This is a genomic window from Porticoccus sp. GXU_MW_L64 (assembly GCF_052983295.1).
Genome location: NZ_JBRKJK010000001.1, coordinates 1 through 19,902, shown reverse-complemented (window position 1 = coordinate 19,902; position 19,902 = coordinate 1). Strand labels below are relative to the sequence as shown.

General features: G+C 48.7%; 23 protein-coding genes. 3 read left to right on the top strand and 20 right to left on the bottom strand.

Translation table 11 applies throughout. The annotated features are described in order from the left end of the window. Positions 1-77 precede the first annotated feature (77 nt). Positions 78-296 (bottom strand): hypothetical protein, encoded by a 219-nt coding sequence (locus ACVBEJ_RS00115; protein WP_447127559.1) that lies wholly within the window; start codon positions 294-296, stop codon positions 78-80. A 107-nt stretch (positions 297-403) separates the two neighbouring features. On the opposite strand from ACVBEJ_RS00115, the gene ACVBEJ_RS00110 reads away from it, so the two are divergent. Next, entirely contained in the window at positions 404-1,393 is a 990-nt protein-coding gene (locus ACVBEJ_RS00110; RefSeq protein WP_447127558.1) for a DUF4238 domain-containing protein, read from the top strand. Here ACVBEJ_RS00110 and ACVBEJ_RS00105 read toward each other — a convergent pair. From ACVBEJ_RS00105 to ACVBEJ_RS00060, 10 genes are all read right to left on the bottom strand, one after another. Beyond that, positions 1,390-4,125: a conjugative transfer ATPase gene (locus ACVBEJ_RS00105; RefSeq protein WP_447127557.1), complete on the bottom strand. Its 2,736-nt coding sequence runs from the start codon at positions 4,123-4,125 to the stop codon at positions 1,390-1,392. The two genes, ACVBEJ_RS00110 and ACVBEJ_RS00105, sit on opposite strands and share 4 nt — an antisense overlap. Before the next feature lies 1 nt (position 4,126). After that, positions 4,127-4,480 carry a hypothetical protein gene (locus ACVBEJ_RS00100; protein ID WP_447127556.1) on the bottom strand — a complete coding sequence of 118 codons (354 nt, stop codon included), beginning with the start codon at positions 4,478-4,480 and terminating at the stop codon, positions 4,127-4,129. Beyond that, positions 4,440-5,795, bottom strand: coding sequence for a TIGR03752 family integrating conjugative element protein (locus tag ACVBEJ_RS00095; protein WP_447127555.1), 1,356 nt, complete (start codon positions 5,793-5,795; stop codon positions 4,440-4,442). Before ACVBEJ_RS00095 ends, ACVBEJ_RS00100 begins: the two co-directional genes overlap by 41 nt. Then, the gene (locus ACVBEJ_RS00090) at positions 5,788-6,663 is read right to left on the bottom strand and encodes a TIGR03749 family integrating conjugative element protein (RefSeq protein ID WP_447127554.1); all 876 of its coding nucleotides are present in this window, start codon (positions 6,661-6,663) and stop codon (positions 5,788-5,790) included. Before ACVBEJ_RS00090 ends, ACVBEJ_RS00095 begins: the two co-directional genes overlap by 8 nt. After that, positions 6,660-7,346 carry a PFL_4703 family integrating conjugative element protein gene (locus tag ACVBEJ_RS00085; protein ID WP_447127553.1) on the bottom strand — a complete coding sequence of 229 codons (687 nt, stop codon included), beginning with the start codon at positions 7,344-7,346 and terminating at the stop codon, positions 6,660-6,662. The genes ACVBEJ_RS00090 and ACVBEJ_RS00085 overlap by 4 nt, the downstream gene beginning before the upstream one ends. Then, complete coding sequence (locus tag ACVBEJ_RS00080; protein ID WP_447127552.1) at positions 7,343-7,711, bottom strand: TIGR03750 family conjugal transfer protein; 369 nt, start codon at positions 7,709-7,711, stop codon at positions 7,343-7,345. Before ACVBEJ_RS00080 ends, ACVBEJ_RS00085 begins: the two co-directional genes overlap by 4 nt. 2 nt (positions 7,712-7,713) lie before the next feature. Further along, positions 7,714-8,085 carry a TIGR03745 family integrating conjugative element membrane protein gene (locus ACVBEJ_RS00075; RefSeq protein ID WP_447127551.1) on the bottom strand — a complete coding sequence of 124 codons (372 nt, stop codon included), beginning with the start codon at positions 8,083-8,085 and terminating at the stop codon, positions 7,714-7,716. A gap of 45 nt (positions 8,086-8,130) precedes the next feature. Continuing rightward, a complete protein-coding gene (locus ACVBEJ_RS00070) occupies positions 8,131-8,367 on the bottom strand; it encodes a TIGR03758 family integrating conjugative element protein (RefSeq protein WP_447127550.1) in 237 nt (78 codons plus the stop codon). Beyond that, positions 8,367-8,657 (bottom strand): integrative conjugative element protein, RAQPRD family, encoded by a 291-nt coding sequence (locus ACVBEJ_RS00065; RefSeq protein ID WP_447127549.1) that lies wholly within the window; start codon positions 8,655-8,657, stop codon positions 8,367-8,369. The genes ACVBEJ_RS00070 and ACVBEJ_RS00065 overlap by 1 nt, the downstream gene beginning before the upstream one ends. A gap of 176 nt (positions 8,658-8,833) precedes the next feature. Beyond that, positions 8,834-9,250 (bottom strand): MarR family winged helix-turn-helix transcriptional regulator, encoded by a 417-nt coding sequence (locus ACVBEJ_RS00060; protein ID WP_447127548.1) that lies wholly within the window; start codon positions 9,248-9,250, stop codon positions 8,834-8,836. Between the two features lie 123 nt (positions 9,251-9,373). On the opposite strand from ACVBEJ_RS00060, the gene ACVBEJ_RS00055 reads away from it, so the two are divergent. Together ACVBEJ_RS00055 and ACVBEJ_RS00050 are read left to right on the top strand one after the other, a co-directional pair. Further along, positions 9,374-9,835, top strand: a complete 462-nt coding sequence (locus ACVBEJ_RS00055; RefSeq protein ID WP_447127547.1) for a hypothetical protein — start codon at positions 9,374-9,376, stop codon at positions 9,833-9,835. A gap of 1 nt (position 9,836) precedes the next feature. Further along, a complete protein-coding gene (locus ACVBEJ_RS00050) occupies positions 9,837-10,208 on the top strand; it encodes an antibiotic biosynthesis monooxygenase family protein (protein WP_447127546.1) in 372 nt (123 codons plus the stop codon). 79 nt (positions 10,209-10,287) lie between these two features. Here the strand turns inward: ACVBEJ_RS00050 and ACVBEJ_RS00045 are convergent, their stop codons facing one another. From ACVBEJ_RS00045 to ACVBEJ_RS00005, 9 genes are all read right to left on the bottom strand, one after another. After that, positions 10,288-11,178 (bottom strand): DUF6602 domain-containing protein, encoded by an 891-nt coding sequence (locus ACVBEJ_RS00045; protein ID WP_447127545.1) that lies wholly within the window; start codon positions 11,176-11,178, stop codon positions 10,288-10,290. A 139-nt stretch (positions 11,179-11,317) separates the two neighbouring features. After that, the gene (locus ACVBEJ_RS00040; protein WP_447127544.1) at positions 11,318-13,201 is read right to left on the bottom strand and encodes an AAA family ATPase; all 1,884 of its coding nucleotides are present in this window, start codon (positions 13,199-13,201) and stop codon (positions 11,318-11,320) included. Between the two features lie 126 nt (positions 13,202-13,327). After that, on the bottom strand, positions 13,328-14,044 hold the full coding sequence (locus ACVBEJ_RS00035) for a TIGR03747 family integrating conjugative element membrane protein (protein ID WP_447127543.1): 717 nt from the start codon (positions 14,042-14,044) through the stop codon (positions 13,328-13,330). Positions 14,045-14,047: 3 nt separating this feature from the next. Beyond that, the gene (traD, locus tag ACVBEJ_RS00030) at positions 14,048-16,111 is read right to left on the bottom strand and encodes a type IV conjugative transfer system coupling protein TraD (protein WP_447127542.1); all 2,064 of its coding nucleotides are present in this window, start codon (positions 16,109-16,111) and stop codon (positions 14,048-14,050) included. Further along, positions 16,108-16,587 carry an integrating conjugative element protein gene (locus tag ACVBEJ_RS00025; protein WP_447127541.1) on the bottom strand — a complete coding sequence of 160 codons (480 nt, stop codon included), beginning with the start codon at positions 16,585-16,587 and terminating at the stop codon, positions 16,108-16,110. The genes traD and ACVBEJ_RS00025 overlap by 4 nt, the downstream gene beginning before the upstream one ends. Next, positions 16,584-17,120: a transglycosylase SLT domain-containing protein gene (locus ACVBEJ_RS00020; RefSeq protein ID WP_447127540.1), complete on the bottom strand. Its 537-nt coding sequence runs from the start codon at positions 17,118-17,120 to the stop codon at positions 16,584-16,586. Before ACVBEJ_RS00020 ends, ACVBEJ_RS00025 begins: the two co-directional genes overlap by 4 nt. Beyond that, on the bottom strand, positions 17,117-17,941 hold the full coding sequence (locus tag ACVBEJ_RS00015; protein WP_447127539.1) for a TIGR03759 family integrating conjugative element protein: 825 nt from the start codon (positions 17,939-17,941) through the stop codon (positions 17,117-17,119). Before ACVBEJ_RS00015 ends, ACVBEJ_RS00020 begins: the two co-directional genes overlap by 4 nt. Continuing rightward, entirely contained in the window at positions 17,938-18,756 is an 819-nt protein-coding gene (gene pilL2, locus ACVBEJ_RS00010; protein ID WP_447127538.1) for a PFGI-1 class ICE element type IV pilus protein PilL2, read from the bottom strand. Before pilL2 ends, ACVBEJ_RS00015 begins: the two co-directional genes overlap by 4 nt. A gap of 166 nt (positions 18,757-18,922) precedes the next feature. Further along, positions 18,923-19,902, bottom strand: a 980-nt coding sequence (locus ACVBEJ_RS00005) for a hypothetical protein (protein WP_447127537.1), incomplete at its 5' end; no start/stop codon positions are given.

Genomic DNA, 19,902 nt, shown 5'->3' with positions numbered 1-19,902 from the left:
GTATGTTCGTTGAGGTGGGTTTTTATTGGGACTGAATTGCGTACAGGTGAGTATGTAACTTTAGAGGCGCTGTAGGTTTACGCGGTCTCTTTTCCAGTTACGGATTTGTGAGAAAGGGACACTTTTAATCGATCATCCGCTGCTATCGCATTCGCCATCACCCCGGCCACTTCTCTTAGCTCCATCGGTGTAAATTGCTTTTTCAAGTGAAAAACGATGGGGCTTTCGGGGTTCTCCTCGTGGAGAATGGCGTTCAAGAAAATGGATTCAAGGTGATTTTTGGTGGTGGACTTCATGTGATAGCGTTTGCGTTTGGTATGGCATTAAGAAATATATTATCGTATTTTATGGAAAGCTGATCGTAAAAGTAGTCTTCTATGGCGATATTAAATAAAACAACACATTGAATCCCTCCATCAAAATGCCTGATACAGTAAACAAACCCAACAATGGCCCTAAATGGCAGCATTATCTTCCTTGTTGCTATCTGAAACACTTTGCACACGATGGCGACTGGAGTAAAGGCAGGAAATCAAAAGTTTATTTTACAGACGGTGAAAAATCCATCTGCGTTAAGGTCGAAGATGTTGGAGCTGAAGATTACGCTTATTCAAAAGAATTTCCCGAATTTGACCACGAATTTCATGATATGGAGAGTGGCTATCCTGTAATTGTTGGAAAGATCATATCCGGAGAAACCCTCAGCAAGAGGGAATACTATCTTTTGATTACAACAATGGTGGATTTTAATACTCGAAATATCGCCTACGAAAACCAGACAGATAAGGAACGCAAGGAGATTTATACGGCAATATCCAGAGCTTTTATGGAAGATATATTTTTTGAGGCTAAAGGCGGAGGAACTGACTTGCAGGCCATGATGGATTGGTTCTCTGAGCATTGGAGATTACAGCCTTTCCGGTCAGATAGTGGCGAAAAGTTCATTACCAGTGATAATCCATCGACTATTTTCAGTCATCCTCAAACTGGCCGCCCGGTTATGGTTTACTTGCCAATCCACCCGGATTATGCCCTTGTCGCTTATGACAAAAGACACCTGGATGTAAAAGGGAACTCAATGTCAGATGATGCTCTTGGATTACTTAATGGCCTCCAAGTCAATCGCTGTGTCCGTCATGTATTTTCTGACCATGATATTCTCAATGGCGATGACCAGAAGAGTGCTGAAAGTTTAAAGAGGTTGCTGCAGAGAGCAAAGCCCAAGCGTTACGTCACTCAAGAAGGGGCATGGGTGCGAGATTTTATTCCGACGTCGGAAAAATTATTTAGTCGTTTGACGTTTATGAAGATACCGTGCAGTTTAGCTCTTAGAAACTCAATTCACCGTATTATCTCAAAGATCCAATCTGGAAAATTTACATTAGGCAGCTAATTATTGATTTGCTCTAAATTTTCTGCAACTGCGAACACTGCTTCCAATTCAGAGCAATATTTGGATTTCATAATCTCGGCGCGCTCTTGCTTTTCGTGCTTTTCGGTCATCGCCAAGGAAAGTGCCAGTGGTGGCGGCACATTGCGGAAAAGGCTTTGCAATTTGTCAGAGATCACCACCCCTTCAGTGTATTTGCCCGGCTCTTTGCGCGCGGCGAGCAGCAGTTGTTTCTGCTCGCCAGTTAAATCTTTGAATCGGGCAATTTGGTCAATTTCCTGTTTCGGGCAGACCATGGCGATCCACCACTCAAACATATTGAGCAATTTTTTGGATTCGTCGGGAAAATCTTCCAAATTTTGCGTTGCTAGCCACAGCCAGGCACCGAGCTTGCGCCACATCTTGACGATCTTGACCAGGAATATGGCCAGCAATGGGTTGGTGGTGATGAGGTGGCCCTCATCACCCAATACAAAGGTTGGGCGCTGATCATTCTGATCGCGCTCCACCACCCCATTGATTTGATTCATCAGTCCCATAAAGCCAAGGGCCATTTGATCTTCATAGCCTTCGGATGCGAGGAGTCCCATTTCAAGGATGGTCACATCCGCTTCCGGCCAGGCTACGCCAGCACGGTTAAAGAAATGTCCTGCCGTACCCGAACAATACAGCGCCATTGAATCGGCCATATCCTGGGCGCGTTCTCGGCGTTTGGGGGTACTGGTTTCGTCGTTAGTGAGATTGTGTAGAGCTTCGACCACATCTTCCGTTAATACAATTTGATCGGGCTTTTCTTTTTGCTTGTTTTTTTGCTTGTTCCGCGCCGCCTGAATAATTGCTTTACGAATGGTCAGACGGTCGGCGCGGGTCAGCAATTCTTCTTCCTTGCTGTCACCGCCAGTAATCATGATTCGGGCTTTGAGTTCCATCTCCCCCAACAGGTCGCGTTCTTCTTTGTCGTCGCTGCTATCCGAGGCTTCTAATGAGGCTTGCTCATCGAATGTCGCAAGGTTCGTCTGCTCACGCTTAAGCATCTCGTAGGCATCGGCAAAGGGCGGCAGGCTGACATCCGCTTTGGGGTGCAGTGTGACCTGATTGACGGATAAGCCGAAATACCGGCAGTAATCCCCGAACAGCTTGAACGAGCCGCCTTTTTCGATGATGTAGATGCGCGCCCCATAGAGAGCAACCACTTGCATCAGGATATAGACCATCAGTGCCGACTTACCGGAACCCGGCGGCCCCAGTACCAGGCCAAAGGCGTTTTTGGCGCGGTCGGATTTGTTGAGTGGGTCAAAGGTGAGCGGCTCGCCGCCCCGGTTAAAAAACGTCAAACCGGGGTTGCCAGTGCCTCGACTACGACCATACAACGGCAGCAAATTGGCCAGATCACAGGAGAACACCAGACGATTTTTTCGGGTCAGCTTATCGCGTGCGGGTTCATAGTTGATCGGCAGGTGCCGAATATAAGTATCCAGTGGCAAGAGTTCGTCTTTTTCCCGAATGGGGTGCAGGCCATTGGCCAGCAGCAGTGCATTGGCCTGATTGGTGCGCTGTTGCAGATCAGCCAGATTTTGGCCACGCACAAAAAGCGTCATGACCGTGGGTAACAGATAATCGCCTCGTGACATCCATGAGAGGGCATCTTTGGCGTCCTGCTCGGCGGCCATCGCCTCGGCGGTTTCGCCTTTGGCGGCATTGAGTATCTGAACGATGTCATTCTCTACTCTGTCCTGGGGTTGTATGGTCAGGCAAACAGAGAGAACGGTTCCCGGCGGAAATTTATCGAATACTGCGTACAAATTGTCGCCAATGCGGCGCTCGCCGGTCAGATGTCCGGGGCTGGGCTTTCGGCGCAGGGCATCCACGCTGATGGCGCGGTGTGGTCTGCCATCAAACAACCAAACACCGTTTCTTGCATCCGATTCTGGCTTGTTTAGAAACAACAGGTCTGAAAGATCGTGGCTCGCCGGTTTGGCGCTCGATTCCGGCAAGTCCACTAAATGAGCAAGTTCATCCAGATCGCCATTAGTGACCTCGGCGGCGGGATTGAACCAGCGCAACAACCAGCCATACAAATCTTTATCATTACAGCGAGTTGTCGGGATGCCGGTGGCCTGCATTTGTGTCACAAATCGCTCCGCCACCTGATTGACTTCGGTTACCGGGTCAATCGGTTCACCGTCATTTGGGGAACGCCTTCGGTACAAAAACACCCTCACCCGCCGTACCTTGCCTCGCCAGGCTCCGCCGGTGACGGAGGTGTCTTCAAAAGCCCCCTCTTTTCGGGAGATGCGCTTGAAATGCTGTTGCAGTCGCCCGACCACATGGCGAGACATCAGCCGGTGTTCAGGGGTATCTCGCTGATATCGGTTGGCATAGTTGGTTAACTTTGCTGACAGATCTGCCAGTGAGTAATCGTCAGAGACAAAGCATTGCAATACAAAGGGATTATCTAATGCCGGGATAGTGTGGTTTATGCAGGTTTGGATATTGGCCCTTACTTCCTGCAAAAAATGGTCAGACCGCGCCTCGGTGGAAACGCCATTGATTTCAAACATGGCCGCGGCGCTGTAGCCGTCTTCCAGCGTAAAAGTTCGTGAGGCTTCCTCGTAATCCACCCAGGGCAGCCAATCTGTCAATGAGGGTGGTCGTAGGTAAAGACGGTCTACATCGGCATCGGTTATGAGGGGCGGTTTATTGGCTTTTGGCTTTGATTGTCTTTGGGCAAGCATATTACTGACTCCTCATCACTTCATAAGGCAGTGCAATATGGTCACGGTCGTACAGGCGAATGTAGGTGCTGTATCCCGGAATGGGATGCCCTGCCCCGCTTAAGTGCGGGAATACATAGACTTCTAAAGTCGGGTTGGGCAGCCACAGCGGTTGTTTTAGTGAATGGCCATCGTTGTCGCCAATTGCCCGTTTAGGCTGCGGGAGCGGAATATCCGCTTGGGCAAACTTTTGGTCGTGGATGGTTTTCATGGTGGGCATGGATTCACCGAACACTCGCTTTTTTGAGCTGGTGCAGCCCGTGATTAGCAGCCCACTAATCAAGCTGATAATCAGTATTTTGGGGGTCTTTTTCATAACGAACTCTTCGAGCCAGGCTGTTTTTATCCAGCGCCAGCGATTGGTCTAAATGGATGGATACGGCAGCACCCGGATTAACCACCACCGCGTCGAAACTTTGCTTCTGCCGCGCCAGCAGCCATCGGCTGACTTCCGCCGTGGCGGATTCCACCGCTTGCCCTGTGGCCAGCTTGTGGATATCCCCCACCACCGTGCTGGTGGTGTTGCCGGTTAAGGAAGACGACTGCCGCTGTTGTTGAGCTTCGGCGTAGGCAGAGCCAGCGGCCCCCAGCGCGGAAAGCCCGATTCGCTGGCTAATAAAGGTCGGAGCGTTGGTGACAAACTCTCCGGCAATGCAGGGAATGCCACTGGGGTCGGAGATATAGCCCAAGGGTTGACCGTCCGAGCTGTGAGTAACGATGGCGCCGTCTTCAAAAATAAAGGTGGCCGACATCAAACGTGCACTGACACAAGACAGGTTCCAGTCACCAATGCCCAGGCCGCTAAAGATCATCCCTTCCACTTCGGGAAGGCGTTGGCCATTGGCCAGCAGGTTTTCTTTGCCCACATAAATCTTGATCGGGTATGGGTCGGGGGTTTGACCTTCCACAGGAATGCGACCAATCAACGCAGTCAGAGCCAAGCCATCGGTTAAGGTGGCGTCTTTGGGGAGCGTATATATGGGTTCGATAGTGACCGTTGGGCCTGCGGATTGCTCGGTTGTATCCGGCTGCACTGCCTGAATGCTTTGGGGAGCTTGCGGCAGCAACCCGGTAAACCCATTGCCTTCGCTCCCGGCCTCGCCTTCCACCACAAGGTCGATGGGGTCAAACCAATTGCCCTGATCGGGCGTGGTGGGAATCGACTGGCTTTCGTCAAAACCAAAACCGATGGGCAAACCCTCTGGGGTTTGTTGATCGGGGTTAAGGGGCCTTTGCCGAGACTCAGATATCTGGCGCTGTAGGTCGATCAGGTTTTGTTCCAGCGATTCGATGGTGGCCTTAGCGTCTGCCAAGGTTTGTTGTGCTGACTGGTTCTCCAATTCCAGGGCATTAACGCGCTGTTGATTGTGAGCAATTTGCTTCAGTCGGTTTTCGGTGGATTCGCGCAGGGTATCCGCCTTGCTCACCGCTTCTTTGGCGTAGGCTTGCAGTGCCTTGATGGTGTCGGTTTGGGTATCTCCATCCGGGCGCTTGTCTTCCGTGTTCACCGTGGGCAGCGCGTCCATTGGGCTATAGCTGTTCTGTGATTGGGAACACATCGCCAGTGTCAGGCACACCCCGGCAATGCCAACGCCACCGACCAGTAAGGGGTTTATTCGTTTCTCAGCCATCGTTGCCCGCTCCTTCTGTTTGGTCATCCACATGCCAAAGGCCCAGGCTTTCAGAGAATGCGCGTTTGGATATCAGGTACAGGGTGGTGGTGTCGTCTGGCTGGCCCAATGGCCCCAGGTATTGGTGCTGGAACGTGGCAGTCAGCCAATTGCCACGAATCTGGCGATCTATAGGGAAAACATCGGCAGTGCCTTGCGCCTGAAAATTCAGCGCAACCGCGTTATCCGTCAGATTGATCAGTTTGATGGCGGTCACGGTAAAGCCACCACCTCGCCAAGCCGCAATAGGCGTTACTTCCAATTGCCCACCCCGAAACAAAGCCAATGGCTTGTTTTCGTTGATGGGGATACGCCGGATAGCAGGGTCACCGTCTAAAAGACGTTCCGGCGCATACAGTTGTTGCGCCGCAAAGCGAGTCAGCCGAATGCGCCAATCTTCGGCGGGTATTTTGGTTGCCTGCTGTTTCGCCCGGTTTTGCGAGCTGCCGGGGAGCATCACCACCAGTTCATTGGTGGCATCTTTTTGTAAATCTGATGACACATCCAATAAGAAAATACGCTGATCCGTGAGGCTTTGAACCCGAATACGTGTTTTGGGGAATGCCTCATTGGCACGGATATAAAGAACCCCATTGGCCGCCACCACACTGACTTTGCGTTGCAGACGATCCGGCAGCCAATAACGAACATCGCTGGGAAAGTGAACAATCCGCTCTTGACCCTGTTCGATATGCACAGGAATTGGTCGCTTTTCCCAGACTACCCGCTCGGGGGCCAATGATTGAGCTTGTGCCGGTAGCTGTGGCGCAAAAATGAGCGCCACCGCCAGTACCCAATACGTCGTATGGGAAAAAATATTCAGTGTCATTGCGCCACCCCCGGACGTTGAAAGGGTTGGCCCCGGTCATTCTCGGTGAGTAAAACCGGGGACATTTCCAGGTTACAGTCCAGCGCCAATCCCCAGGGGTTTACTTCTTTATCCACGTCATAACGCACAACCCGCAAGGGGTAGCGGAGCATGACGTTTTTTACCGGGTGGCCATTCATGGATTCTGTGACTTGCACATCCAGCCAGATTAGCCAGGAATGGTTGCTTTCGATAAATACACGCTGACGGGTATAGGTTTGCCCAAGCACTTCTTCCACAGTGCGAACGCGCTGGCGCAGTTCACCCAGGCGAGACTTTTCGTTCATGTCCGCCTGCAAGGCCATGCGGCAACCGGAGGTTAAGAAACCTTGAAGGCTGTAAATCTGTTGCGGGTAGTCCTGCTCGCCGTCTATCTTCCAGCGATTGAGCTGCTGGAAGATGTAATAGGCGAAGGTGTAAATGGTCGGTGACGGCACACTGTCAAAATCCGTTTCCATCCCCTGAGTCAAATCCGGCGGGATATACAGGCGGCGGGTATCCTGCAGGACGCCATTACGCCACCACAGGGCAACCACCGCCATCAACAAACAGGCCGAGATAATTCGCAGGGTACGAATATGATCGCTCGCGGCCAGCAGTCGTTCTCTGGCTTGGTTGTTTCGTTTTATCAGGGGGCTTTTCATGGTTTCAGGCTCCGTCCGATATCCCACACCTGGCTTTTGCGAATAAACGGTGAGCGAATCAGGTGACAATCTTCCAGCCAGAGGCGTAGCCGCAGTTGGTAATACCCCAAAGGGCGGCCCCGTTTTAGTTTTTGCATAACGGTTGCGCCAATCACCACCCAGGCGATCACTAGAAGAAGGCCCAGTCCTACGCCCATCATCAAGTAGCCGAACAAACCACAGATAATTACAGAAAGCGGTACCAGAGTACTGCTGCCGATAATCACAAGCAGCATCAACTCTGATAGGGAACACCCTCGAAATATGGTCGGTTCCGCATTCAGGCGAATGGGCAACAAATCATTGGTTTCGGTAGAAGCCGACATGATCAGATGATTCCAACGGCTTCGTTCAGGAAGAAGGAAACGATGGCCAAGAGAACACCGGCAATTACTGCTGTCAGACCGACAGAACCCCAATCGGGATCATTGGAGCTTCGAGCTTCATTGAATTTAGATAACAATATCCAACCCACCCACAAAAAACCGGCACCGGATATCACCAGTGCCACGTAATCGAAGGCATCCCCCGACCAGCCCTGCATAAAGGCGAGATAGTTGCCGTTGGGTGCACCACTGGTGGGGTTGACGGGTGTGGGTAAATCGGCGCGTGTGACTGTGGAGATCAGCCACAAGCCAATCAAATGCCAGGGAGAGACTGTGTGTTTGGTTTTGTGAGTCTGTTGTTGTACTGGGTTCATGGGTTTTCCTCTATGGGTACTTTTTTGCGGTAGATCGTTTTGAATTCACAGTAGGAAGCCAAGAACGAGGGTAAGAACGACCGAGCGAACGGCTCGAATCAAAAAATCAAAAAAATCTATTTTGCGACGCGCCCAAGCTCGCCATTGAGTGACAATCACCCAGGAAAGCCAGATATACAGCAGGGAATAAAGAATCAGCAGAATGGCGGTGCTAAAGCTGCTCATTGGCAGGCCAAGCGTAGCCCCGGTAAAAGCCGACTCCTGGGCGGCGGTGATTGCCATTATTGGTACTCCCCTTTGATCGGGGGTAAAGAACGAGGCTCTCGGCGTTTCGACAGGATGACCTCTGCAATCCCCTTTTGAATCTTTTTAAGGTCCTCCAGGAGTCGTGTGTAATTGACTTTTTGGCGGTCGTTTGGGTTGGCAGACTTTGCTGCTTCTTGCACCAATTGAATGGTGGCGAAGATTTCGTCGTGGACACGCTTTAAGGCTTGCCGTTCGCTATCTGTAACGGCATGGGCTGGGAGTATCAGTAGAGTTAGAAGAATTGCTGCTGTGAGTTTTTTTCGCATGACCATTGCTCTTTAGAGTGAGCAATGGTCGTGAATTTATTAAAGCGGGGTAATTAGAAATGTTACCAAGTAGATAGAAATTTATTCCGAAATATTTCAGACACTGTCATTTAAAGTTATGCGAACACAAATGGATGTAATCGGCCAAAAGCGGACTTTTAGATTTCTCTATCTTTTTATGAATCCAGCTGGCAAATAAGATTTTCTAATACAGAAGCTGTTAACTTTAACTCTTCCTCTTTAAAATTACCCGCTATTGAATTAACCCAAGGTATTTGCTTTTGCATTGCCTGCTCATACACTTTCTTTCCCCTATCTGTAAGGTTCATTAATTTAGCTCGTTGGTGATTTGGGTTTGGTTGAGCTTTTAATAAACCATCCTGGATCATTTCATTTGATAATCTTTGTACAGCTTGTCTAGATTGTCCCATCATTCGGGCAATATCCGACACTGTCATTGGCCCAGGCCCATTTGATAACGCGCCAAGCACCTTCCAACGAGCGCTTGTCAATCCTAAGTCATTGATTAATAAGTCTCCTTCTGAAACCAAAAGGCCATTTAGCCTAAAAGTCTCCAATATAATATCGGTCATAAGGCGGCCTTCAGCTGTGTGTTGCATTATCTATCCCCTTAACATACGACAACATGTTGTCATTTTTGAAATTGATGTATATAGTGTCAATATGTTGTCATTTTATATAAGGGTGGTAGGCCAGTGAAGAATAAAATACATCCTATTGCATCAATTGTAGCAACTTTATGCATTGCTTCTTTTCTTACTACGACTGTTTTCGTTGAACTGTTCGGATCGCAAGAAGCCATCGCTACAATAAAGAGCTTAATCGTCACGCCTGGTCTGTTCATCCTTATACCTGCATTAGCAATAACAGGTGGTACTGGCTTCGCGCGTGCAAAAAATAGGAGAGGTCGCTTAATTGATAACAAATTAAAACGAATGCCTTTCATTGCTGCAAACGGATTACTCGTATTAATTCCTTGCGCGATATTTTTGAATCAATGGGCCTCTGCGGGGCTGTATGACACAAGGTTTTATACAGTTCAGGCTATCGAGTTATTGGCAGGAGCTATCAATTTAACATTAATGAGTATGAACATGCGAGACGGCTTAATGATGACAGGAAAATTAAAACGAAAGAAACAAACAAAGGAAAAATAACATGGTGGATTTTAAAGAACTTAACGACAAAGTGGGTATCGCTGATCAAATACAATCCAACGAGGATGGTTCTGTCGTTCTCATTAATGTATTTACTATCGATCCAGAAGAAGAAGAAGCATTGCTTAATGCATGGTCCCATGATGCAGATTTCATGAAAAAGCAGCCGGGATACATTTCAACACAAATGCATAAAGGAATAGGCGGTAGTTCTACTTATATTAACTATGCAATCTGGGAAAGCGTGGAAAGTTTTCGCAATGCTTTTACCAACCCAGAATTTCAAAAACGTATTGCTGATTACCCAGAAAGCGCTATTGCTTCACCGCATCTTTTCAAAAAATTATCTGTCCAAGGGCATTGTGTCGCATAAGTAAATGCGACCAAGCCTCCGGCCAAAAGCGGACTTTAGAGTCCTAACGAAAGAGCATTAATATTAACATACCTGTACACTAATTTTCATCGACACATTGAAGCAACGAGCGTCTACCAACCATCATCGAAGATAAGTAGTTGCTAAGGTTTGGCGGCTCAAGAAACGAATCATTAATGTGCTCAAGAATCGAATAGTAAAGATAACCTAAGGTGTTTCCTTCTAACGAACCATTCTCGCCTATAGGAGGAAATGGAGAAAAATACCATTTATAGCTTTCATCTTCGGCCTCATCTGGATAACGCGTACTAGCAAATTTATCCTCATCTATTTTTCCAAAAAGGATTGCCCCCGAATTCAATAAGACACTGAGGCCTGGTAAGTTTCTTTTGTCAGTATTCTTTAGCAGATGCTTAACATCATCAAACTTAAAATCTCCCTTATCTACAAATATCATGAAGGAAAATATTTTATTGAGTGTTTTGTTCCTCTTGCCGAGATACATATCCCTTATCAAGGTTGACCCATCAAATTTCCCAGAATACGCTGTATTAGGAATTTCTTTGTGAGCCATTTCTTCGTTTACTTTTGATAACACATCAGAAAAAGTATCGATATAATTAGAGTTTTTGTAATAAGTTGATTTTACTTCACCACATGCATATACAGAATCAATTGGTACGTATTCTGTCCCATCTTTTGTGGTCATTAACGAAGGAAGATTGGCAGCATCAGATACAATTATATCCAGCTGAGGGCTAACTGATCCGTTCTCATCTATCAGGTGCCCATGTGTTACATATACAGTTTTAGGAAGCATCCTTCTAAAAATTTCACGTACATGTTCCTCAATCTCATTTCCTGCCGATTTTATATCCCCAGTTCCATGAATACGAATAGCATTCTCTCTGACTTTCATGAGGTCATCAGCTTCGCTTTTAAATATTTCAGGAATATTCAGTTTACGCACAATCTCTCCATATATTTTTTATATCAATGTACGATTTGAGTGGTTATAACATGGTAACTTTTATCTACCAGCAGCCAAAACGGACTTTCAAAGCCACGCCCTTGAGCAATTTTAGGAGCGATTAATTATCCAAGAGAGATCAAATTAATTTATCGAAAAGCTCTTTCCATCGTTTTATATCCTCTTCCTCAACATACCGAACTGTATTCGCTAAAAGCTTATCCTTGACACCTAGAGCGAGCTTCACTTTCCATCCATGTTCCATAACGAAGCCTTCTTGTTCAGCCCAATTCTTTATCTGAGGGATGATCGGCTTCTTTGGGTCATGAACGTCTTCAAAATCTTGATCGGCTCGTCGCTCCATTCGGTCAAGTACCTGAATCACTAGGTTAGTGGGCATAAGATCTTCGATTTCAGTACCTTTGAGGTTGGTGAACACTTCATCAGTTTCGAATACTCGATCCTTAGCATCAGAATAAAGATCATCTCGTAAAGACTTTATTGCCTGCTTCCCAGCGGCATCACTGTCTAGGAGCACCTTAGGTAGAATATCATCGCGCCCCGATAAAATTGACGCGATGACTTTTGCAGTCTTGGCACCACCAGAGGGGGGAAACACTAGTTCGGACTTAGGCGCAATCTTTCGCTTGCCAATCAAAATAGTTTTGATTGCGGTTAAGTAGTGCTGGTCTGATGGGCCTTCTACGATGATTGGCTCACAGCCTAGCAGTAGGCTCTCCGATACCGTCAAATTCAACGCAGAATGGACAGCGTAGGTTGCTCCTTTATCTTTCAAACCTTTAGCACCTTTAGTAATACCTAGATCACTTGACGCCTCAGTACTACCATCTTCGCCTACGTACACTTTTCGAACACGATCCAGACGATCTGCGTCAATCATAAATGGCGAGTGGGTGGTAAAAATTAGCTGGTTTGTTTTTGCGAGATTATTGAAAAACTCCGTCAAATCTCGCTGCGCAAGTGGGTGTAAGGAATGTCCAGGCTCGTCAAGTAACACGATTGCGCCTTCATGTGTATCTTCACTTTCATAAGTGAATACCAAAAAGAAACTAAGGAACCACTGAAGACCTGCACTTCTGTTTTCAAGTTCGATTTCCTCTGGGCGGCGCTCATCAGCAACTAAAATTCGGAAATAATTCCCATCAGCGACAAGCCGGAACCTATAATCACCCTGCTTCCACCAATCCGAGAAGTTTTTTGTTAGTTTTGAGGAAGCAGATTGAAGAAGCGCTAAGCGCTCACGAAGCTGCTTATCGTCTTCTAATATCTCTTCGTCAGTCTTGTCTGTAACGCTCCCAATACTATGACCGTGCTGGTTTACTCTCTCGACCACTCCAGTTGAACGAGCCAGCTCTAGCATTTCCTCAGCGCTTAGGCTTACCAAATCAAATAGGACTTTAAGAGTGCGTGTCTTTGCCGCTTCTCGTTGACCGAGATCGTCGCGATCCATATTCTCGACGACATGCGGGAGGTAAATTTGATCATCTAGATTGCCGTAGTTCGAATAATAGACAAAATGCGGTATCCGATTTATGAACTTTCGCCAAAGGGTGGGTCCTTTGTTAGGCTCTTCGTCTTCTGACTCTGCAAGCTTTTCAAGCGCAGGGTTGTAAGTATTTAAAAAGTCTACTTCGGGAAAATCAGGAAATTCGAATCCATATCCTCCGCCGAAATTGCGTCGAGCAATTATTGTTGCGTCTTCTTTAAGCTCGACGCCGTAATCGTTTGCAATCTGAATATCGGAGTCATTCAATTGGAATTCGCAGTAGATGAAGCGATGAGATTCTGGCGTAGTGCGCATTTCCGCGTATCGACTACGTGGCATATCATCAAGTAGGCTAATTTCACCAGCGGCAGTCGGATTAAATTTCCAAAGAGGTAGCAGTAAATTTGTCTTCCCTGCTTCGTTTTCACCGATTAGTGCGGTCACATCGGAAACATCAAGCCAACCACTATCGGTTACAGATCGGAAGTTTGTTACTCGGAATTTTAATAATTTCATAATCCAATGTCCTTACTATATAAAGCTACTCGTACATATCTGCATAATAAATGTCCGCTTTGGGTCGAAAGCAGACATTTATTTTTCAGTGTTATTAACCTGCTGTTTTAACTTATGCTTTATTACTCAAAAATATTTCTTTAAGCGTTCAAATGTTATTCGGACAGTCAGGCCGTAAAGGCAGGCGAAGGGTAGGATGATGAGTGCGGGGTTCAGACTGAGTGGTAGGCCAATATAGATCACGCAAGCGGCGACAAAGGCGGGCATGACAGATCGTTTGGCCAGGTTAAAGACATTACTGCTTTCCCTGCCACCACCCCAGCGCCTCAGGTCTCTTTCGACCAGTCCGTCTACCGTCCCGACTAAGCCTGCAAGCAGGAATACCGGGAGTGAGAACAGGATCAGTGTCACGCGGATAATAAACGTCTGCGAGACATAACCTGCTGCCAGGATGTGGTCATAATAACGGCTTTTCAGGTTGCTTGACCATCTTTGCAGGCCCTTCAGACTGAAATTGTTCTGCTTTGTCGATTTGGAAGGTTTCAATGCCTTTTCAAGCCATTGAGTCAGGAGATGAGCCTTCGTGGCGATCTTGTGCTTGAAGGCATTGGTTTGTGCAGAGATGTGATGATTCAGGTAGCTTTTGTCAGCTTCAAGTACTGCCTTTGCATGCTCGCTTTTTTCCTCTGGCCAGAAGTAGGCCATGCCCACCCATTCCATCAAGATGGACAGGATCAAACTGACCAGTAACCACACGACAAATTGCGTGATGCTCGACAGTAAGCGCCCTATTGGCCCTGGTTCTTTGCGTCTGGGTGGTGGGTAATTTTGTTGCCGTGGCATCGGTTATCGACCCTGATAACTGGGCCAATCGGCGATGGAGGTGTAGCCCTTGCGCATTTGTTGCAGCATTTGACCAAGGTCGTCGGGCAATTCCTGATCATCCGCCTTGGTGGGCATCGGGATGCGGATTTTCCAGAGCTCACTGCCTTTGAGGAGTACGAAGGCCTGGCCCTTGGGTAGTGCAACGATATCCGCTGGGGAGATCATGGGTACCCGGTTGATACTGACTCGATCTTGATTGTTTGATGTAAAGTTAATGCTGCCCGTACCATCCGTTGCATCGGTTACTCCAGAGACAGCCATAATCTCACTGACACTGACTTCGGGCAGTTGCTTGGTGAACATCTCGCAGGTGGCCACTTCCTTGACGCCCATAATGAGCATGGTGCCGATATTGCCCGCCAACTGGCCGGCTTTGGCTTCACTGCCCAATTCGGCTATTGGGTCGCTCCAAGTCTGGGTGTACAAAACTAGCTCGTAGCCCGCGCCGCCACTTTTGTTGATCAAGGTCTTGAATTGCGGGCCGATCAGATCAGAAAACTCTTCTCCATGTATAACAATGCTTGGTGTTTTTCGTTGAGTTCCAATCTTATTGTCTGGTGGATCAATGCCGTGTTTGAATATATGACCAGCCAAGCTGGTCAGATCGCTAAACGCGGAGGCGCCAACAACGCTGGCTACTTCCGGCTCGGTCAAGGCATCCAACCCCACATACACTACCGCGTTATTACGGATGGCATTTGCCCAGTCCAGGATGGGACGATTCTTGTCCTTGCTCGTTGGGTCTGGAGCCAGTATGTCACCTATACTTCCTGTTGTAAGCTTATCCAAGAATGGCTTAACTGCCACTGTAATTTTATGAAAATATTCCCGATCATATCGAAAAGCGGAGATTAGTCCTTCTAATATCTGATCAACTACTTCCTGCTCCTTGAGATATTGCACAAGAGCAATGGCTTCTAAATCCTTTCCTTGGTCTACTCTTGGCAATGATTTTGGGCTCAATTGGTCATGTACGATTTCAATTTCGGTCTGCCAGTCATCTTCGCTATTTTCAGCAAGCCAGTACCTTCCATATCGAATCAGTAGTGGGTCAATATCCGAGATATAGCGCCTAATTTTTAAGAAGTCGGGTTTTTCACCCAAGGCCTCCAAAGCAACAGCAATTACATTCACAAATTGCCAGGCAAACTCTTTGAAAGCGCTGGCATCTCCTTCTCCCGGTAACTGGTTCGCAATTCGAGTGGCCACTTCAGTAATGCGAGAGAAGGAGCCAATGGCGTTATAGCGAGCACTGAGCTCTGGATAACCCAGATGGAAGATGATGAGTGGTCGTTTGGCTTTCTGGCTTTCAAGATAGATACGTTTTAGGTAGTCCGCATCGCCTTTGGGGTCGAAGACAATCACACAGTTATTTTTTCGGTGTATATCCTGAGTAGTAAGCAGCTCCGCAAGGCGGGTTTTGCCGTGACGGGTTCTGGCCACGACCACCATGTGGCCCACCCTTTCAGATAGCGGCATGGTGGCATTGGTTTCGCTTTCGATACCGACCCCGTGAATCACAGGATCGCCACCGCTGGGGGACGGTGGTCGCAAAGGATTGAAGGGAGAGTCGATGGCCGTTAACCGGGCCAGGTGTTTGAGGACAGGAGTTCGCTCCCAGGCAATCTCCTGTCGGCGTACCCACTGTTTGAAGGCGCTGGGTTGCAGGTATCGCTCGGCCCGTTTGTCTCTGGCCGCATACAGCCGCTCGGTATGAGTCTGATTCCAGCGAAAGCCCCTACCCAGAAACAACACCGATTGGCTAGTGGGTATTTGGCGGGATGACATGGTGTAGCGCGGTGTGCGCTTAAGGTGCCGCTGATAGCGCAAAACTCGCCAAGCCTGCTTCCCTCTTTTTGCGGCGATGATCAGCAGCAAGATGGCACTGGCGTACGCTACTGTTGGTGTCATCATCAAGGTATGGGGAGCCATCAAAACAATCGCTGCGCCGCACAGCGCCACCGTTGCGGAAGCCAATTCCACTGGCGGCCTGAGCAGGACTTCCACTTCGTACTTGTCGGTCACTGCTCCCAGCCTTGCCGTGAGATCAGAATTGGGTAGTGACGAATACCCAGTTGGTTGGCAATGGATTCGGCGGATGCGGGAACCATGCGAAGCTCGGGGGCGATTTTGGTGATTCGTTGAATGTCTTCGAGGGAAGTGGCTTCGACAATCAGCCCCACGGCTCCGGCTTGAATCAGCGATTCTCGCCGGGCCTTAAGCCAGGTCCGAGATGTTGGGTCAGTGCCAATCAGAAACAGCGGTTGCTGGAGATGGGGAAAGCTCTTTGCAGTAGTTGCTACCTTACCCGGCGTCATGGACGGCGTGGTTATAGGCAGCGTGAATGGCAACGCGGGCTTTCGCTTCTCTGCCTGCTTGATGGGTTTGGGCAGGTATTGTTCGACGGAGGATGTGTTGCCCGAATCGTGAATAACGATCAGCGCTTTCGCCCACAACACAGGTGGTGCCCCCAGGCACAGGCACAGCAGCAGCCACCTCATTGGAAGTTGGCCTGCCAGTGCTGTTTGACGCGCTGGCGGTAGTTGGCTGCTGCCGCCCGTGATGTTTTGTCTTGACCGGGGTCGTGGTAGCGGCCTACGGCCTGCCACCATTCCCCGGTGTTGTTGTATTGCTCTCGCAACACTTGCGCCCCGGCTTTGAGATTGTGCATGGGCAACAACGCATCGTTTGGGCTGGCAAACCGTTGCTTGTGCCAGTGCCAGTTAATCTGCATCAAGCCAATATCCACCAACTGATTGCGTCGAATGGCATCGGTTAGTCGGTGCAGGGCATCTTCACGGCTGTCGCAGTAAATACCTTGGCCATTGATATTCAGCGTCCATGGCCAGGGTTTTGGTTGTTGGCGGTACGGCCTGGCGCTTTCCGCCAGTGCCACGGAATACAAAATGTCCGCTGGCACCTCTACGGATTTGGCCACCACCAAATAGGCCAATGGAATATCTTCCAGAGCAGCCAACTCCATCGACTGGAGCAATGCTGCGCCTGCCAACCAGTTTTTGACGGACAGCCTCATAACCCTAACGCCTGGTTCTTCAATTGGTAGATTTGATCACTCCGCTTCAGAAACACCGAGAAGCTGGATTGGGTTTTGGAACCCGTGCGTTGACGAAGGCGCTGATACAGGCCTTCGTCTTTATTCAGGGTAAGGCGCTGGCTCTCTATCCATTGGGAGTCAATTTGGTGGGCCTGAACCCAGCGCCTTACCACTGCATCGCCCTGTACACCAACCAGGTACAGATCGATGCGGGTATCACGGGTTGTTGAGATCAGGCCCATTAAACGGGTTATTTTTGTTTGGCAGTCATTACAGTCTTTTGAAACAAAAGTCAGCAGCCGGTCACCAGCCTGTAGCTGGCTCTTGGCCTTTTGATGGTGCCATTGACGTTCGGATTTTTGTTGCCGGTGCTGAAAATACGGGGTCAGCAACTTGGAATGAATCAACCCTTGATTCGGGTACAGCCGATTAAAAGCTTGTTGGTAGAGGCGCTGGAACGCCAATGTGCGTTGGGTCAGATCGTGCTCCTGGCGAGCATACAACTCGGCGTATCGTTTGGATTGCTCTGGGGAGGTGGCATACATGCCCAGTGCCAGCAAGGGGTCAATATTGGGGTTCCATTTGCCCAGTGGGCCATTGAGCAATGCCAGGTACGTTTGATACTCATCCGCTGTTAGCGACCAGCGCTGGGCTTGGGACTCCAGAGCCTCACTAAATCGAACCGTAGTTTGACGAGTAGTAGATGACTCAGCATTTGGCACTGAGTTGTCGGCAAACACCTCTGGCACCAGAATGAGCAAGGGCGACAACAAGGCTATTGTTGATGTGGCCCTGCTCATTGAGTGTCGTCCTGCTGCTCAATCCACTGTTGATAGTGGGCTTCCACAATGGTTTCAGCCTGTGGTACGGGAAGGGCTTCTTGTGGGTTGAAATCTGGAATATTGAGAATGACACCAACACGGAGGTTGTTCATATTCTCGTGAGTGAAAGCATCAGGATTGGCTCTGGCGGTTTCCACCAAGGCTTGCTCCAGTGTCAGCCCGTGCCACTGAAAATACCGAACGATGCTGCCCAGGGTTTCGCCCTGCTCGACCGGGCCATAGGTACGTAGAGCGGATTGTGCGGGTTTATGCCTTTTTCTGCGGGGCGGTTGTTTGTTCGCCAGAGATTCAACAATACTTTTCCAGCGCTCGTGTGCCTCTTGAATATCCGTCTCGGACACATACTGCTTATGGGTGTCTTTGAGTTGATAGCTGATTTTGCGTGTAACGGGGTTGATATGGGCGGTATAGCTCTCACCACCAAAAACGCGGATAGCCTCTGAGACCGTTATTGGGCCAATACTGCGCAGTGGTTGAGGAAGTGGCAGGCTGAGTAAAACTGACTGCCCCTGGGGATATTCGGGTTGGAAAGACAGGCGGAATCCATAAGGCTTAACGAGATAGGCCAGCCCTTGGCCAATAGTGATGTATCGATTCGGTATTGTTGTGCGGATGATGGCATCCAACAGATTGGTTTGTTCTGTGGTGGCCCCAACTTTTAGCGTTGTATAACGCCCATCAGCAACAAACTGGTCACTGGCTAATAATGGTGTGGTTTGAAGCAGCCCTACCATGATGGTCACTGCTCGGATTGAGTATTTCCTGTTGTTCACCTGTTTGCCCTTCTCAACGTCAATGTGGTGAGAAGATTAATCAGGGGGCAATCCACATGGGACGGAAAAGCATTCGGCCTTTTAAATAGTTTTTGGCTTTAAGAAAGGGTTGATTGAGGTTTTACACGGCCATAGAAAAAACCCTACGGAGGTAGGGTTTGAATTTCTAGGATATTAACAGGCGAACTTTGACAATTTCATCGTCGTCGGGATGACAGCCAAACTCCTCTACATAGTGGATAATGGCATCGATTTCTGCTTTGAAAAACAGGGCCTTTTGCAAGTCAGGACTCCATTTGCCTTTTTTTGAGAAAAAGGAATTATCGTCCTCCGAGTAGATGGCCCACCTTTTGATAAAGGATATGTTTAGAGCAGTCGTCATCGCGGTCACCAGTTTCTGTGTGTTGGCTTTCAACTTGCCGTTTAGCTCAGCTTGTTTCAGGCGCTTTACGGCATTGCCAACCAGGCCAGAAAGTGTTTGTTGCGCGGCTGGCAAATTCCACTTTTTTGCAGAGGGCGTGTCCAACTTATCCACTGGGACTTTCACTAAATGTTTGAAAGATACATTGGTTTCCCAAAGTGCTGAATCGACCTCTATTGTGGAGTCCTCATGCAATTGATTTTGCAATTGTCGCAAGGCTTTGCGTAGACAATGGCTGTCAGCAATCGCGCCTTCTGCCGAAATGCTGATTTGCTGACAACCAATGCGAAGATCCACAAAGCCGCTGCCGCTGAACTCGATTTCTCGCAATTTGCCCACGAGGTGTCGAACCACGCTCATGTCCGCGTCTTTTTTCAGCGCCACGGTGCCGTGCATATCCAGGTATTCCATGGTTATTCTCCTATTCATGGTTGAAAGGGAGAACAACACCCTGCGGGAGTTTTTTCTCCCGTAGGGGTGGTATTGCTGGCTTGCGTTTTTGCTGCTGCATTGAACGCAGTCGGGCAGTACCGATTTTTGCAGGTTGTGACCTGCGGTTTTGCTATTGAGGCTGCAATAGCACAGTGTTGATTCAGTGGTGCTGTGGTCGGGTAAGCCGACAGTATTGCTACTGCCGGCTCCCCTAAGAACCGTACGTGCAAGTTTCCCTGCATACGGCTCAAGCCTTTCAAAGGCCGAGTAATCAACCCGGCAACAAGACCGAT

What these genes read in the sequence shown, in the direction of transcription:
- ACVBEJ_RS00115 (WP_447127559.1), bottom strand. Translation starts at nt 296, where the DNA reads ATGAAGTCCACCACCAAAAATCACCTTGAATCCATTTTCTTGAACGCC.
- ACVBEJ_RS00105 (WP_447127557.1), bottom strand. Translation starts at nt 4,125, where the DNA reads ATGCTTGCCCAAAGACAATCAAAGCCAAAAGCCAATAAACCGCCCCTC.
- ACVBEJ_RS00100 (WP_447127556.1), bottom strand. Translation starts at nt 4,480, where the DNA reads ATGAAAAAGACCCCCAAAATACTGATTATCAGCTTGATTAGTGGGCTG.
- ACVBEJ_RS00095 (WP_447127555.1), bottom strand. Translation starts at nt 5,795, where the DNA reads ATGGCTGAGAAACGAATAAACCCCTTACTGGTCGGTGGCGTTGGCATT.
- ACVBEJ_RS00090 (WP_447127554.1), bottom strand. Translation starts at nt 6,663, where the DNA reads ATGACACTGAATATTTTTTCCCATACGACGTATTGGGTACTGGCGGTG.
- ACVBEJ_RS00085 (WP_447127553.1), bottom strand. Translation starts at nt 7,346, where the DNA reads ATGAAAAGCCCCCTGATAAAACGAAACAACCAAGCCAGAGAACGACTG.
- ACVBEJ_RS00080 (WP_447127552.1), bottom strand. Translation starts at nt 7,711, where the DNA reads ATGTCGGCTTCTACCGAAACCAATGATTTGTTGCCCATTCGCCTGAAT.
- ACVBEJ_RS00075 (WP_447127551.1), bottom strand. Translation starts at nt 8,085, where the DNA reads ATGAACCCAGTACAACAACAGACTCACAAAACCAAACACACAGTCTCT.
- ACVBEJ_RS00070 (WP_447127550.1), bottom strand. Translation starts at nt 8,367, where the DNA reads ATGGCAATCACCGCCGCCCAGGAGTCGGCTTTTACCGGGGCTACGCTT.
- ACVBEJ_RS00065 (WP_447127549.1), bottom strand. Translation starts at nt 8,657, where the DNA reads ATGCGAAAAAAACTCACAGCAGCAATTCTTCTAACTCTACTGATACTC.
- ACVBEJ_RS00060 (WP_447127548.1), bottom strand. Translation starts at nt 9,250, where the DNA reads ATGACCGATATTATATTGGAGACTTTTAGGCTAAATGGCCTTTTGGTT.
- ACVBEJ_RS00050 (WP_447127546.1), top strand. Translation starts at nt 9,837, where the DNA reads ATGGTGGATTTTAAAGAACTTAACGACAAAGTGGGTATCGCTGATCAA.
- ACVBEJ_RS00040 (WP_447127544.1), bottom strand. Translation starts at nt 13,201, where the DNA reads ATGAAATTATTAAAATTCCGAGTAACAAACTTCCGATCTGTAACCGAT.
- ACVBEJ_RS00035 (WP_447127543.1), bottom strand. Translation starts at nt 14,044, where the DNA reads ATGCCACGGCAACAAAATTACCCACCACCCAGACGCAAAGAACCAGGG.
- ACVBEJ_RS00025 (WP_447127541.1), bottom strand. Translation starts at nt 16,587, where the DNA reads ATGAGGTGGCTGCTGCTGTGCCTGTGCCTGGGGGCACCACCTGTGTTG.
- ACVBEJ_RS00020 (WP_447127540.1), bottom strand. Translation starts at nt 17,120, where the DNA reads ATGAGGCTGTCCGTCAAAAACTGGTTGGCAGGCGCAGCATTGCTCCAG.
- ACVBEJ_RS00015 (WP_447127539.1), bottom strand. Translation starts at nt 17,941, where the DNA reads ATGAGCAGGGCCACATCAACAATAGCCTTGTTGTCGCCCTTGCTCATT.